Source organism: Dyella sp. 2HG41-7 (genome assembly GCF_021390675.1).
Taxonomy (GTDB): Bacteria; Pseudomonadota; Gammaproteobacteria; order Xanthomonadales; family Rhodanobacteraceae; genus Dyella_B.
The window spans coordinates 2,872,118-2,886,069 of sequence record NZ_JAJEJV010000004.1; the positions used below are offsets into that span (position 1 = coordinate 2,872,118).

At 55.5% G+C, this 13,952-nt stretch carries 13 protein-coding genes and 1 tRNA gene; 1 reads left to right on the top strand and 13 read right to left on the bottom strand.

Annotation, left to right across the window (positions count from 1 at the left end; genetic code table 11):
• Positions 1 to 38 precede the first annotated feature (38 nt).
• The 5 genes from L0U79_RS19315 to L0U79_RS14220 all read right to left on the bottom strand — a co-directional run bounded on the left by L0U79_RS19315 (position 39) and on the right by L0U79_RS14220 (position 4,603).
• Positions 39 to 1,538 (bottom strand): GGDEF domain-containing protein, encoded by a 1,500-nt coding sequence (locus tag L0U79_RS19315; RefSeq protein WP_233842921.1) that lies wholly within the window; start codon positions 1,536 to 1,538, stop codon positions 39 to 41.
• Positions 1,539 to 1,829: 291 nt separating this feature from the next.
• Positions 1,830 to 2,501: a dihydrofolate reductase family protein gene (locus L0U79_RS14205; RefSeq protein ID WP_233842922.1), complete on the bottom strand. Its 672-nt coding sequence runs from the start codon at positions 2,499 to 2,501 to the stop codon at positions 1,830 to 1,832.
• Between the two features lie 31 nt (positions 2,502 to 2,532).
• Positions 2,533 to 2,955 (bottom strand): YciI family protein, encoded by a 423-nt coding sequence (locus L0U79_RS14210; RefSeq protein ID WP_233842923.1) that lies wholly within the window; start codon positions 2,953 to 2,955, stop codon positions 2,533 to 2,535.
• 289 nt (positions 2,956 to 3,244) lie between these two features.
• Entirely contained in the window at positions 3,245 to 4,357 is a 1,113-nt protein-coding gene (locus L0U79_RS14215; RefSeq protein ID WP_233842924.1) for a hypothetical protein, read from the bottom strand.
• 87 nt (positions 4,358 to 4,444) lie between these two features.
• Positions 4,445 to 4,603, bottom strand: a complete 159-nt coding sequence (locus L0U79_RS14220; RefSeq protein ID WP_233842925.1) for a hypothetical protein — start codon at positions 4,601 to 4,603, stop codon at positions 4,445 to 4,447.
• Between the two features lie 358 nt (positions 4,604 to 4,961).
• On the opposite strand from L0U79_RS14220, the gene L0U79_RS14225 reads away from it, so the two are divergent.
• The gene (locus L0U79_RS14225; protein WP_233842926.1) at positions 4,962 to 6,503 is read left to right on the top strand and encodes a phospholipase D family protein; all 1,542 of its coding nucleotides are present in this window, start codon (positions 4,962 to 4,964) and stop codon (positions 6,501 to 6,503) included.
• Between the two features lie 27 nt (positions 6,504 to 6,530).
• Here the strand turns inward: L0U79_RS14225 and L0U79_RS14230 are convergent, their stop codons facing one another.
• From L0U79_RS14230 to serS, 8 genes are all read right to left on the bottom strand, one after another.
• On the bottom strand, positions 6,531 to 7,034 hold the full coding sequence (locus tag L0U79_RS14230) for a nuclear transport factor 2 family protein (RefSeq protein ID WP_233842927.1): 504 nt from the start codon (positions 7,032 to 7,034) through the stop codon (positions 6,531 to 6,533).
• Positions 7,035 to 8,683: 1,649 nt separating this feature from the next.
• Entirely contained in the window at positions 8,684 to 9,670 is a 987-nt protein-coding gene (locus L0U79_RS14235) for a restriction endonuclease (protein ID WP_233842928.1), read from the bottom strand.
• A complete protein-coding gene (locus tag L0U79_RS14240) occupies positions 9,654 to 10,169 on the bottom strand; it encodes a DUF6650 family protein (RefSeq protein ID WP_233842929.1) in 516 nt (171 codons plus the stop codon). The genes L0U79_RS14235 and L0U79_RS14240 overlap by 17 nt, the downstream gene beginning before the upstream one ends.
• A gap of 7 nt (positions 10,170 to 10,176) precedes the next feature.
• Complete coding sequence (locus L0U79_RS14245) at positions 10,177 to 10,665, bottom strand: hypothetical protein (RefSeq protein WP_233842930.1); 489 nt, start codon at positions 10,663 to 10,665, stop codon at positions 10,177 to 10,179.
• Positions 10,666 to 10,715: 50 nt separating this feature from the next.
• Complete coding sequence (locus L0U79_RS14250; RefSeq protein WP_233842931.1) at positions 10,716 to 11,600, bottom strand: DUF2806 domain-containing protein; 885 nt, start codon at positions 11,598 to 11,600, stop codon at positions 10,716 to 10,718.
• 306 nt (positions 11,601 to 11,906) lie between these two features.
• Positions 11,907 to 11,996: transfer RNA gene (locus L0U79_RS14255), tRNA-Ser, on the bottom strand.
• Between the two features lie 223 nt (positions 11,997 to 12,219).
• Positions 12,220 to 12,597 (bottom strand): LrgA, encoded by a 378-nt coding sequence (locus tag L0U79_RS14260; protein ID WP_233842932.1) that lies wholly within the window; start codon positions 12,595 to 12,597, stop codon positions 12,220 to 12,222.
• Positions 12,594 to 13,874, bottom strand: a complete 1,281-nt coding sequence (gene serS, locus L0U79_RS14265) for a serine--tRNA ligase (protein ID WP_233842933.1) — start codon at positions 13,872 to 13,874, stop codon at positions 12,594 to 12,596. Before serS ends, L0U79_RS14260 begins: the two co-directional genes overlap by 4 nt.
• Positions 13,875 to 13,952: the final 78 nt, after the last annotated feature.

Sequence of the window (13,952 nt, forward strand, 5' to 3'; positions counted from 1 at the left end):
TTGCGTGACGCGATGAATTTTCGCAATCCCGTCGTCGGCTAGGCTTTGCTCGCGTCGCCTAACGTCATCGGCGGATCGATATCCCCTGCCGCCGCTTCAAACCGATTGCGGCCATTGCGCTTGGCGCGATACAGCGCATGATCGGCTTCTGCGAGCATGGCGACCGGATCGATCGGTGTTTGCTCGGTTTGAGTGGCCAATCCAATGCTGATGGAAAGTCGTCCGAGCGGACACGCCGGATGGGCGATCTGCAAGTGTTCGATCGCGGTGATCAAACGGCGCGCCACCTCTTGCGCCACCTCCGCACTAGTGTCGATCAGCACGATCGCGAACTCCTCGCCGCCGTAACGCGCCACCATGTCGTGTGCGCGCACCCGACTGCGACTTAGGGCGCCCGCGACTTGCACAAGACACGCGTCGCCGGCGATGTGTCCAAGACTATCGTTGTACTGCTTGAAGTAATCGATATCGATCATCAGCAGCGAACAGTAGTGGCCGGTCCTACGCCCCTCTTCCATCGCTTCGCGCAGGCTTTGGTCCAGCGTGGCGCGGTTGGCGATGCCCGTGAGCGGGTCACGACCCACCTGCTGTTGCAATCGCCAAGTGCTTTGATCGATAGCACGTTGCTGGTCGATTTGACGGCTTTGGATAAAGGCCACACGCAATCCGTAAAACAGCACGGCCATCGCGCCGACCAGCAAACTAGGTACGAAATTGAATCGCGACGCGCTGATGCAAAGCATCACGACCATCGTCGCCAGCATGATCGGCGCGAACGAGGCGATCGTTTGCGAGACGCCCAGCGACGGATGGTAAGAGCGCAACCATCGTGGCGGCTGGCGCAAGGCCACCACTACCAGCAAGGCATGAGGAACGTCGATCAACGAGCCTGCCCACCAAGGCAAACCGTGCAATTCGATGCGATTGTAAAAATAGGCGGCCGTCGCATTCACCAGCAGATAGGCGCCGGCCACGTAAAAGAAGAAACGCCAACGAAAACTTCGCGCGCCAATCAGGCGCAGAATCGCCATTGCGGCCAGTGAAAAATCGATGGCGTCCGCCATGTGGAGCACGACATAGATGCTGCCTGGATCGGACGCCAGCGGACCGCTTAGGAGCGTGGTGAAGACCTGGTACACCAGCACCGCGACCATGCTCAACAGCACCAGATCCATGATCGCTACGCTGCGCGGTTCGTGCTGCGTAAACGAGCGCGTCGACATGAACATGCATGGGACCACGTACAAGCCCGACAGCACCGTGGCGAGCGCGGCCAAATAGCCGCCTTTATCCCCAACAACCGCCGCCAGCACATTCGTGCTGTCCCACAGCATCTGCATCAGCACGGCCACGGCCAGCAGCAACCAAGGCAGCCGAATCAGGGACGGGCTGCGACGATAGCGCGTAAACACCGCCCACACCGCCAGACCCTGCACCAACAACATGGCCAGCTGGGGTGGCACGGCCTCCGCATGCCCGCTCCAGTACCCCAGCGCCAAATGGGCCGTCAGCAGCATGATGAGTAAGGCGACGACCACGCGTACGGCTCCTTGGGCACGTTCTAAGAACTACGACACGGCGTCTACGGAGTCAATGGACAACATGCGTTACCTCGGGGGCAGGTCACGCTTAGCTCAATCGCGTCGGGGGTAGCGTTTTTTAACATGCGGGGGAATTTAATGTGCCAAATGTCCGCCCAAGCCGCCCCGCCTATGGACGGCCAAACGCCAACCCGCACGCCGGCGATTATTGCACCTGCCATAAGAACCATTGACTGTGCGCGCGGAAATACCTGCGTCAGCCGAGCCGGCCCCGCGACGCACGCCGCCTTACCAGGCGCCGCTCGCCATCCGTTTGCGGAGCGCCAACGCTTTTTCGCTTGGTTCGCTTTGTGCGAACGTGCCAATCTGAATATCGCCGTTCAGCACGTAGGTGCTCATCACGACGCCGCTGCTGGATACCTGGGAGCGCACGAGACGAAACGCCGACGGTTTGGCCTTCTCGCCGAAAAGTCGCTTGCCATGACCTAACACCACAGGAAAGGTCCACACGACGTATTCGTCGATCAGCGATGCGGCCTGCAGCGTCTGAATCAGATCGCTACTGCCGATAATCTGGAGATTCAGACCCGGCTGCGCTTTCAATGCTGAAACGGCTGCGACAACATCGTCGCCAAGCAGAGTCGAATTGTTCCAGTCCAGCTTCGTCAGCGTGCGCGAAGCCACGTGCTTTTTCGCCGCATTAATGGTCTTGGCAATGGGATTGTCGTCCGGTTGGTAAGGCCAAAATGCATCGAATATCTCGTAGGTCCGACGCCCGAGCACTAGCTCGCGTTCATGGCCGTCAAAACCCGCCGCCGAAAAATCTAAACTTTCATCCGCCCCGAAGGCGTACATCCAACCGCCGTGATCGAAACCGCCGATGGGGTCTTCTTCCGGTTCGCCCGGCGATTGCATGACACCGTCGAGCGACACAAATGTGGATGCGATGAGTTTTCTCACGAGATCACCCTCAAGATAGGATTCGATGTGCTCAGGCGCGATCGAGCTTTGCGCGGATTCGATCGCGGATGACCTTGGTTTCCGGCGTTTGCACTGCTTCGAATTCGGCCATGCCCATCAGCGGCCGAATTTCCATCTCGCTTCGTCCGGGTGCGCAATGGGGGGCGCGCATCATCCAGGCAATCGCCTCGTCCATGTCTTCGACTTCCAGGATCATGAAACCGGCGACCAGTTCCTTCGTTTCAGCGAACGGACCGTCGATCACGGTACGGCGGTCGCCGTCCATCACCATGCGCTTGCCGCTCGAAGACGGTGTAAGGCCGCCGAGTGCGACCAGGACGCCGGCATTGAGCAACTCCTCGTTGAATTTGCTCATCGCCTCGAACGCCGCCGGATCGATGGCCGCGCCATTTTCGGTACCGTCAGTGGCCTTCCCCATCACGATCACACGCATGGTCTGTCTCCTTTTCAGTACCGGCAGGTCCGGTCTTTGTGAGAGCGACGAATTGAGTTGTCGAAAATCGACAGGGTCCGGCGTTTTTTAAATGTCGATCCGCTGGGCGTTGATCTCCGCACGGCTCAGCGCCCCCAAGCACGATCGGCTTGAAAGATTACTCCAAGCAGCAAAAAAGCGACGGCGTAAAAAAATGCAGCGCGCTCAGCGGCGATATTCCAATCATTAACGTAAAAAAAGTCCCGAGGGAGACATCCCCTCGGGGCTTTGGTTTATATCGAGACTATTTTCAGTTCGATTCGGTGAACTGAATGGCCGGCGCCGATCCGCTTACGGCGTTGCAACTGCCCAGATTCAGATTGTTCGTTTCGCCGGTGGTGCCTGAGCTGTTCGGGCCAACACAGCTTGGCGTATCGCCATTGCCATCGTTGACCGCAAGATTCACGGTAAGCGACGTACCGCTATTGAACTGCGCCTCGGAACCGCCGGCATTGCCGACCACGTTGAATTCCGACTGCGTCCACCACGAGCCAAGGCTGTTGGTGCTATCGGGCTCACTCGCGGAATAGGCTTCCGAGCCGTCGGTAAAGGTGACGGTGTCGTTGCCGTCTGACGTTACCGCACCGGTCAGCGTCAGATTGCCAAGGTCGGTCGCTGAAACGGCAGGCACATTGGTGGCGTCGCTATTGGTGAAGCATGCGTATTGCCCATTGCCGCTGGCGTCGTTCCAACCATTCGGACAGCCGACATTTTGATAATCGCTTTGCGACGGAAATACCCAGTTCTGAATAAATACCTGCGGCTCGGCCGGCGTGCCGTTGTTGTTGGTCGAATAAACAAACTGCTCCCACACTTGGCAGCTTGAGTAACCGAAATTGGAGCAAGCCGTGGAGGACGAATTGATATCGGTATTGAGCTGCAGCGTGTATTCGTTATTGCCGGTAATGCCGTCGCTCTCGCCGCCGCCAAAAGGCACGTTGACACCTTGTTCGGATGTCAGGCCACTCACCGAAGGAAAACTACCCACCGCAGAGACCGTGGTCGATGGCGCTTGCGCCACGTAGTCGGTGCCGTTGCCGGCGGTTTCAGGCCGTAGTAGCGTTCCGTTTGCGGTGCGTACGGTCTTCCAATGAATTCTTGAGCGATATCGCGGCGCCGATCCGCATGCGACGCGCGACCATACCGTGCTGGGGAACGAAGCATGGAAGCATCCTTCCGTGGGCGGCGGCAAATGCTTGATCGATTCATGCCAGTTGTTCAATGCTTCTTTGTGCGCCTGAGCCGCCACATTGTCTGCCGCCTGCGCGGCGTTCGACGACGTAAGCCCCACCAAGCAAAGTGCACCCATTACAGCGGAAGCAAGTACCGCGTGGCGCACGCGAAAAATCATTTTCGACTGCATTCTTCTCTCCTAGTAGGCAAATGTTTGAACTTATCCACTCCTCCCCTCTGGAGTCGATGCATCAACCAACGTCAATAAACATCAACATCAGCAATCGTTTTCCAAATGCAGCACAGAGATGCGCGTCGATGCGCGACGAAGATGCCGCGCGACTTCTTGCCAGAAGATCGCGACCAACACAACAGCACGCCCTGTCCCTGAGGCATATCTCGACTGCCCTAATAAAAACGCGATCAGTTGCGACATCCCTACCCCTCAATATTTTTTCAAACATCACGTCATTCGAGACGACGCATCCTTCACGCTTGTCATGGCGCTATGAGAAGGCATGCGCGTGCGCCGACACCCCAAACCATCGAGCAGGCGATAACTGACATGACACTTATGACTCGCGTTTGACTACGCGTATGCGCCATGACGCGCGTGAGCGACGCACGGCGGGCTGACGAGCCTGAATATGGCGACGCCCTGTACACCGACAGTCAGCCGAGATAGGGCTTGGATATGCTAAATCATCGATAACAATTGGAATGAGAAACGTCCGCGAGCGCGGACTGATCGGTCAACCTGAGGTGTGAGCATGCGAACAGATCGCCGGATCGTCGTGTTTGCCTTCACAATTTTTTGTCTTGTCCTTCAGGCGTGCTCCACGCACCCGCCCAAAGCGGAGAAGGAACAGACGCTCCATCTGCCGCCCGCGACCGATACGGCCACGGCGAAATACACGCATGCGGAAGTGGACAAGCATCCGAATCAATCGGGCTTCCGCTTAATGACACTGAGCACCAATGCACTGCTCAGTCGCGTAGCGCTGGCCGACCATGCCGCTCACTCCATCGACTTGCAGTACTACATCTTCGCCAACGACATGACCGGGCACCTGATCATGCAGCATCTTCTTGCCGCGGCCGATCGGGGCGTACGCGTGCGGATGCTTATCGACGACGACAATTTCGACGACAAGGATCATTTGTTCGAGGCGTTGAATTCGCATCCGAACATCGAAATTCGGTTATTCAACCCATTTCGCACGCGGAACCCTACCGTTATATCGCGCGCTGTGCAGTTTATGATGGAGTGGCGACGCCTCAATCGTCGCATGCATAACAAGGCTTTTATCGTCGACAACGATGTAGCCGTCATTGGCGGACGCAATATTGGCGATCCTTATTTCGACGCCGGCAGCGACACGCACTTCCGCGATCTCGACGTCATCGCCATCGGCCCTGTCGTGCAGCAGGCTTCCGATGCGTTCGATTCGTATTGGAACTGCGATGCAGCCTATCCGCTAGATCAACTCAAAAAGACGAGCGAATCTGACAAGCGCCTCGCCGAGGCTCGGGTGATTCTGCAAAAAGAAGTGCGCAAATTCGCGCAATCGGACTATGCACAGGCCGTGCTGGACGAATTGCCCAATGGGCCGACTGCCGACAAGCATGGAGCGTGGTTTTGGGGCGATGCCAAGTTTGTCGCCGACCAGCCTGAAAAGATCGAGGCCGATGGCGACGTGCCGGCATTGCGCATCGGTCCGCAGCTCAAGACGATGCTCGACGGCGCTCAGCACGAGATCCTGGCGACGACGCCCTATTTCATACCTGGCGATGAAGGCACGAAACACCTCGTGGCCCGCGCTCAGGGCGGCGTTTCCATCAAGATACTGACGAACTCGCTCGCGTCGACGGACGAAACCGCCGCGCATGCGGGCTACGTGCATTACCGCAAGGCGCTGGTCGAAGGCGGCGTGCAGCTTTACGAACTCAAACCGACTTCGGGCCAGAGTCAGCCCACCACATCCATCGGCAAATCGTCAGGCACTAGCCTCCATGCCAAGACCATTGTCGTGGATGACCGTGAGGTCTTTATCGGTTCCCTCAATATGGATCAGCGATCCAAGCTGCTCAACACCGAAATGGGCGTTATCGTGGATTCGCCCGGGCTGGCCCGCGCCATCAGCGACTTCTTCCATACCGCGACGCAACCCTCCAATGCGTATCAGGTGGCGATCGATCCGGCGTCTCACAACGTCGAGTGGCAAACCGAAGAGGACGGAAAGCCAGTCATCTATCAGAGCGAGCCCGCCGCAACCACCAAGCGACGTACGGAAGTGACGATCCTACGTCAGCTTCCTATCGATAGTTTGTTGTAGCGAAGGCAGCCCAATTCTCAGACGAATTCAGCGAATGGCTTCGTGCGCGTAGCTCATGATGCGCGTAATTTCCCACCCATTGGGCAATTGATGCCAAATAATTAAGAACTTGGCCTCGCCGAAGCATTTACCGGATTTGATCTCGCAGAATGTATGGCGCCCCTCTTCGATCGCGCCGTAATCCTTGATCGGATAAATTTCCTGACTTCCCGCCGTCAGCACGCGTCGAAAGTTACCGCATACATGCGCGCGCGTGTTCTCCATATAGGCTTGTCTTGTCCAAGTCACACCGCTTTTGTCGTGGTAAAACTCAACATTGGGATTCAAATAGCTTTCGTGTTTTTTGAGCTGATCGGGCGCACTGCAGTTATTGAATGAATCGAAGAATTCGGCATCCAATTTCTGGATGGTGTTGGACAACGAATCGGAGCTCGCAGGATTCTGCAAATTCGAAGTCGTAGATGTTGCGGCTCCCGCGCTAGCGGCGGCTAGAGCAAGGAAAACACTCGGCAACAAAATATTCGTATTCATTCCCTACCCGTCCTCAAGGCCAAGTATCTGGCAACGATCTTTCAGTGATGCGCTCAATGCCCGGTTGGTTGCAAACCGAAGCTATGTCGCTGGAAAGCCGTCCCGCGCCAAAGCATCAGGCGTCACCGCCCACATGTCCATCTCCCGCCGAACCCAGTGGCTTCTCACCCAGTCTTTACCTTCAGATATGAAAACGCCCCCATTCGGGGGCGCTTTCATATCTGGCGGAGAGAGTGGGATTCGAACCCACGGTAGGCTTACACCTACGGCAGTTTTCAAGACTTCCTGCCTTGCCCATACGAAACAATAAGTTAGCGCTGAGTGATCATCGACGCGCCTGTTTTCAAGGTATATTTTGGTATACCACGGTATCTCAGCGGTGACTTAGGTATACCGCCGTTGCGCTTCGCGTGATTGACGCCTGATTGACGGAGTTACTTCATAAGTGAAGCAAAAAGAACTGATGTCTTAAACGCATTACGTCATGGCGCTCCACCGAAGTCCGTCGCTCTGAACTCAGTGAACCATCGAAGCAATTCGCTTTTGACATAGCGAACTACTCTTCCCCTCTTCCGATACGGTGGACCTGATCGCTTCCAGCGTTGCTTCTTGAACCAGGACTCACTCATCTTCGTCAGCGCGACAGCTTCTGTCGTCGTGAGCAATTCATCGTCCGACTCACTGACCATGATCGCTTGAACGGGCATCGAACTTTCAATCACGGGTGACTTCTTTGCAGGACGTCCGCGTCGCCGATTGACCTTGAACCCGTCAATATCTGTCATGACAGTTACGTGCCTATAGGCCGTGGACTATAGGCCACAATGACACGAAATTTGCGGCGTGACCACACAGCCGCCTCCCGACATCGCAGCCCTATTTGGCGAAGTTCTACTTCGCCATCGGACGCATGCGGGCATCAGCCAAGAGGAACTCGCGCTGCGTGCCGACGTGGACAGAACATTCGTGTCGAGGCTTGAGCGTGGCATACGGCAGCCGACAATAACCACGCTTATAGTTATCGCCCAGGCGTTAGGAGTTCACGCAGCAGATCTTGTTCGCGAGACCGAAACAGCGGTGCATCGGAAGCATAAGAAATAGCCATTGAGCGGATCGCCGTTTCGACGGACGAGCTAAGGAAGCTTTTGTCTAGGGCAAAGTAACGGTCGCAGGACCGACTACACGGGCTCGCCGGGAATACATTCCTCATATCGTCGAGACCAAAAGAGCATGGTTTCGACACTACGCTTTAGCGTAGCCTCGACGCAATCACCGACCAGGTCTGCCAAAAAAGCCGCAACCTCAGACTGTCCGAAAGTCCTGCACCAATACGAAGGAAGTTCACTGACACTTAGATCCCAATGTTGCGCAGTCGCGTATACAGATGCGTCCAGGGCCATGGGAGATGGAGGGGCAACACTTAGCAAGATTGTGCCTGCTAATTTCTGCCTCTCGAATCGATTTTGCTGCAATTGAGCATCAAAGAAGAACGATAAGAGACCGAAATAGACCTCCCGGGATGATGCGTTTCGGCAGCCAAATATGAGCTGCCTCTGCTGCTGTGGGTTCGACGAGCCAAACTCGTCAGCCGCAATCCTGACTTTCTCAACGACCTTGAAGCGGTCCCATGAATTCATAATTCACATCACCTAGAAGGGAATGTCATCGCCCATCTCAGGGACAGAATTTGAGTTAGGAACCGCTCCTTTCGGCAAAGGCAGATTCGTCACTACAAACAGATTGAGAAGATCATCCCTGTCCATAAACATAATTTGCGAGCGCTTTGTCGCGTCCAGTTTATTACCAATCCAATTCCGAGCTTGCTTTGTAATTTCACCACCGGCGACGATGAATGCGTGGTCAACCAAAACACGCCGGTTTAGTTCTGGATCGAATATTTCGTGCCCGAGCATCATGTTGACCTGATTGTGAATCTCTGCGACGTTGGCAGATCCGTTCTTGCCAACGCCTGCCGCATCCAGCTTGCCCTTCTTAACTTGGATCCCAAAGTAAAGGACATGAAGAGTGGGCAAGGTATATTTCATCCATACGTCTTTGCCATACTCCAGCGCCTTGTCCTTGTGACCAGCGGCAGTGATGCGATGGAATCCTAACTGACGAAACAGCGGCAGCAGAACGTCTTCAATTAGCTCGTCTTCGGAACATTTGTCAAAATAGGCGGTGAGTTGATCGCGGCGTTCGAGTTCCGCTGGCGTCATCGGGCGATGGGGGTTTGCCACCTGCGCAACGGAATTAGTTGCAATGTGACGAAGTTGCCCGATGCCATGTTCATCGTAGAAAGCCTCCCAACCCTCACGAACCAATACGACATTGAGAGCGGCCAGAGCTTTACTTCGGTCCGGATCACCCTCTTGGGCCTCGCCCTTATCAAGCACAGCGCGAATTATTCGAATGAATGCGTCTGGTGGAACTGCTGGACTTGGGTGCGGTTGTCCCAGAACCTCATCCAGTCGGTCAGCAACCCACGCCCAACGGGTCGAACCATCATGAACGTAGCCCAGATCGCAGTCCTCGAAGAACTCGGTGATGTAGCTGCTCGACCGATAGTGGAAATGAGCAACGTTCCCGCAAATGATGTCCGCAAGCTCGCGTAGATTTCTATTTTTCCACTTCATGACCAACCGAGCGTCCCTCGCTGTCCAAACCGGGAATGATTCTTGCCAGCCCATCTTCGACATCTAGGCCGTGCGTTGCCGCCAAGATGGCAACGTAAATACCAAAGACGCCCCTCATCTCTCCGAGAGCCTGGTTGAATTCCCACGTGGCGTAGTGTCCTCTATCGAATGCGTGCCGGACGATCGGCCCGTCTTCGGGTCCAACGGTGTCTAAGAACTTCCGACATGCGGCGCGCATAGCTCGCAGGCTCTGCGCCAACTGCCCCTCGCCCGTCAATCGGCCCAGTTCAGAAGTCAGGAACTCCCGAATCCGAAGAGCCGACTGAACGCCATGTTCCGGCACTTCCATTTCAGACGGCACATAAAGAACGCGGCGATCTTCTAAGAATGCCAACACTCTTCGTGCCACGACGATCTCGGCTTCTGGTGGGTTCCATTGGATACCAAACACCGGGACGCTGATGCCCGTTATGCGGGAAAGAATCTCGCTGAAGTTCATGACATCGCTATCCGATCACGTGATGGATCCAAGCACCAATATCACCGACGTGCCCCAGCCCCGTTTCCATTGCTTTTTTTACCAACGTGCTCAACATCTCTGCTGGCAGGCCGCGAATTGTTTCCTTTAGCTTGACCTTAGTTGCGTTGTCTTTCGTGCCATCTTCTTCGACTCGCGCAATCAAAAGATCACGCACCGTATCATCATGAAGTTTGACGGTGACCACCCCAAGAATAGCGCCAAGACCTCCATCCGCAGCGAGAAAATCGAGCCCGTCATGCGTTATGCGAACTTTCCAAAGGACTGATTTGTCGCCCATGCTGGAAAAACGTGGCTGCCCATCGATCAGTCTATGTTCGAGTAAGTAGTGCAAATTAACTGTCTCGCGACGCCCTTCTTCGTCTCCCTTGAGATCGAAGACCTTCCAATGGGGATACTCATCCCGCAATTGCAGAAGCAATTCATGCTGCCGAGCCCGATCTAAGAATTCACCCATAGGAACTCGCTCGAAGTTATGACAACCGCAAATTCGCCCAGAACACCCAATCAGGCTTGAGGCACCTTAACGGTCACGAGGTTCGCAGGACCTACGCTTACGCCCGCGGTGGAGGAGTAACGCTGGACAACATATTCGAAGAAGCCATCAACTGGACTTGCGTTCGCTACACTGGCCAGTTGGTGGCCTGCGTTCGTCAACAGGACCTTACCGATATCTAACGTTCCGGCACTCGGCGTGATGAGAATGGGCTTCCCGAAATACACGATCGGAAACTGCCCGCCCAACCGAATTTTCGAATAACCCGTCATTTCGTTAAAAGTAATCAGACCGAGTGTTTCTAGATGACTGAGCGTATCGAAACTTATGCCATGCTGATGGTATATATCCGCCTGGGTATCAAAAATTAACGGAACCCGACCTGCAACATTCCAAATAAAGCCACACAAGCGGCTAAATAGCTGCGCGTCAGATTTTTCAAGATCCGCAATGATATTGACAGTCCGCCGCGAATAGGTGCCAGGGTTATTTGCTTCTCCGGCCAACACTTTTGCCCACAATTTCTGCATCTCTCCATCCGATACTATTTTTGTTTTTTCGAAGAAATTAGCTATCCAGTCATCCTCGACGTTTGAAGCATCAGATTGTTCGTGGAGCAATGGAATTGCTTTATCAGTAATGGACTCGATATTCTCCTGCTTTCGCGACTCCTCCGCTAACCAGCGCTGAGCCGCACGCATTTGCAGTTCGTCGATTTCAAGCTTGTTTTGTGCCGCGATAAGACCTGCCTCCGCCTCGGCCTTGGCTATCCGGCGTATTTGAGTTGGACGATAAAGGCCACCAATACCTTGGGAGACCTTTTCAATAAGCACTTGGGCTGCTTTGCCGAAGTGTTTACCGTCAATGACGATCAACCCGTTTTTTTCGTCTGCCATAGCCCTGCTCCGATTTGGGCATCGGGACTTTGCCCCTGTTGGCAACGAAAATTAACACGCACCCGTTCCATGCCGTCAATCGGGTGGGGCATAGACGTCTCTCTACGTCTACCAAAGTTCAACTCGAATGATTGACGCCTGATTGACGGCTCGACTTGCGCAGATGCACTGAAAAAACCTATGTGTGGGCACTCTTCGCTCTGAGTTACGCAAAGAAATCATCCATCGCTGCGTCGACATTTCACGCACCAGTGCAAATGAAGCCTACAAAAAAGCCCCTGAAACCAGGGGCTTTTTTGCGTTTTATGGCGGAAGGGGTGGGATTCGAACCCACGGGAAGGTTACCCTTCCGACGGTTTTCAAGACCGTAGCGATCGACCACTCTGCCACCCTTCCAAGGTGTTTTCAGCTGCTCAAAACTTGAGCAATTTCTTGAAAAAATCGACCTAAGTCAGCAGTTTAATTGACAGTTTCAGATCACTTGTAACTTATTGATTTTTAATACATTTTTCTTAGTATAAGTTTTCAAGACTGCTGCCTTAAACCGCTCGGCCATCTCTCCGATTTTTTGCGTTCGATGACTGAGATTTCAGACGATCGAGCGAGGGGCGTAATCGTATCAGGAACCGCGCATCCGCGTGCCATTGGCACCTTTGCGCGAAAGTGAAACGAGCGCCCAAATCATGATCACAACGGGAATCAAACCGCCCAGCAACGGAAACAACGTAGCGGGATGGCGCAGCACCATCGGCAGCAATTGCGTTGCCGTGGCGAAGGCGATGATCCATAAGCGCCAGCTGCGGCGTTTGCGGGCGATCCAGAAGCTTGCGACGACCAGCACGAGTGCGATGGTGCTGAGTACGAGGTCGAGCGTGGGCAGTTCCCACACGCCTGCAAAACTCAGGCGTGTGCCGATGACGGAGGCGAGCACGACCATGAGGAAATAGCTGGAGTAAAACTCCACGTTGCTCCAGGTGCGGCTCGCCGGTGCGGTCATGCGATGGTCTCGCCGCCGGCCATGTACGGACGCAGCGCTTGCGGCACGGTGATGGAGCCGTCGGCGTTTTGATAGTTCTCCATCACAGCGATCAACGTGCGACCGATGGCAAGGCCCGAGCCGTTGAGGGTGTGCACGAGTTCGGGCTTGTTGGTGCCGGGGTTGCGAACGCGGGCCTGCATGCGGCGCGCCTGAAAATCGGTGCAATTGGAGCAGCTGGAAATTTCGCGGTAGGTGTTTTGGCTGGGTAGCCATACTTCCAGATCGTACGTCTTGGCGGCGCCGAAACCCATGTCCCCGGTGCAAAGCATCACTTTGCGATAAGGCAGATCGAGTTTCTGCAGCACTTTTTCTGCGTGACCGACCATTTCTTCCAGCTGCGCGAACGAATCTTCGGCGCGCGCGATTTGCACCATTTCCACTTTTTCGAATTGATGCTGGCGGATCATGCCACGCACGTCGCGACCGTAGCTGCCGGCTTCGGCGCGGAAGCACGGCGTGTGTGCGGTTAGGCGCAACGGCAGTGCATCGGCATCTTGAATGGTGTCGCGCACCAAGTTGGTCAACGACACTTCGGCGGTGGGAATAAGGTAGCGCTTGGTGTCGCCGACTTGCGTCGCGAACAGGTCTTCTTCGAACTTGGGAAGCTGCCCGGTACCTTGCATCGTGTCGGCGTTCACCAACAACGGCACATTGCATTCCAGATAGCCGTGTTCGCGCGTGTGCAGGTCCAGCATGAATTGCGCGAGCGCGCGATGCAATTGCGCGAGTTGGCCACGCATCACCGTGAAGCGCGCGCCGGAAAGCTTGGCGCCGGCTTCGCCGTCCAGCCAACCGTGGCGCTCACCGAGATCGACATGATCTTTCACGGCAAAGTCGAATTGGCGCGGCGTGCCCCAGCGCAGGATTTCCTTATTGTCGTTTTCGTCCTTGCCGGCGGGCACGGATTCATCGGGCAGATTGGGAATGCCCAAAGCGATATCCGCTAGCTTGGCTTGAACGTCGGCCAAGGCGTGTTCGTTGGCTTTGAGCTTGTCGCCGATGCCGGCCACTTCGGCCATCAGCGGGGCGACGTCCTCGCCTTTGGCTTTGGCCTGGCCGATGGCTTTGGAGCGTGTATTGCGCAGGTTTTGCAGCTCCTGCGTTTCGGTGGACAGCTGCTTGCGTTGGCTTTCCAGCGCGTCGACGGCGCTCACGTCCAGCGTGAAGCCTCGGGTTTCCTTGAGGCGCGCGGCAGTCTCGGCCAGGCGCGAACGCAGCAGTGCGGGGTCCAGCATGTGGGGGTCCAAATCGGTGGCAAGAACACGGGATTATCGCCGTGCGGCCGCCGCGGTCGCAACGCGGCGGCGCCTACC

Excerpts from the sequence above, each read along its gene's own strand:
- L0U79_RS14215 (WP_233842924.1), bottom strand. The coding sequence starts at position 4,357 with ATGCAGTCGAAAATGATTTTTCGCGTGCGCCACGCGGTACTTGCTTCC.
- L0U79_RS14260 (WP_233842932.1), bottom strand. The coding sequence starts at position 12,597 with ATGACCGCACCGGCGAGCCGCACCTGGAGCAACGTGGAGTTTTACTCC.
- L0U79_RS14235 (WP_233842928.1), bottom strand. The coding sequence starts at position 9,670 with ATGAAGTGGAAAAATAGAAATCTACGCGAGCTTGCGGACATCATTTGC.
- L0U79_RS14210 (WP_233842923.1), bottom strand. The coding sequence starts at position 2,955 with ATGCGTGTGATCGTGATGGGGAAGGCCACTGACGGTACCGAAAATGGC.
- L0U79_RS14245 (WP_233842930.1), bottom strand. The coding sequence starts at position 10,665 with ATGGGTGAATTCTTAGATCGGGCTCGGCAGCATGAATTGCTTCTGCAA.
- L0U79_RS14230 (WP_233842927.1), bottom strand. The coding sequence starts at position 7,034 with ATGAATACGAATATTTTGTTGCCGAGTGTTTTCCTTGCTCTAGCCGCC.
- L0U79_RS14240 (WP_233842929.1), bottom strand. The coding sequence starts at position 10,169 with ATGAACTTCAGCGAGATTCTTTCCCGCATAACGGGCATCAGCGTCCCG.
- L0U79_RS14250 (WP_233842931.1), bottom strand. The coding sequence starts at position 11,600 with ATGGCAGACGAAAAAAACGGGTTGATCGTCATTGACGGTAAACACTTC.
- L0U79_RS14220 (WP_233842925.1), bottom strand. The coding sequence starts at position 4,603 with ATGTCGCAACTGATCGCGTTTTTATTAGGGCAGTCGAGATATGCCTCA.
- serS (WP_233842933.1), bottom strand. The coding sequence starts at position 13,874 with ATGCTGGACCCCGCACTGCTGCGTTCGCGCCTGGCCGAGACTGCCGCG.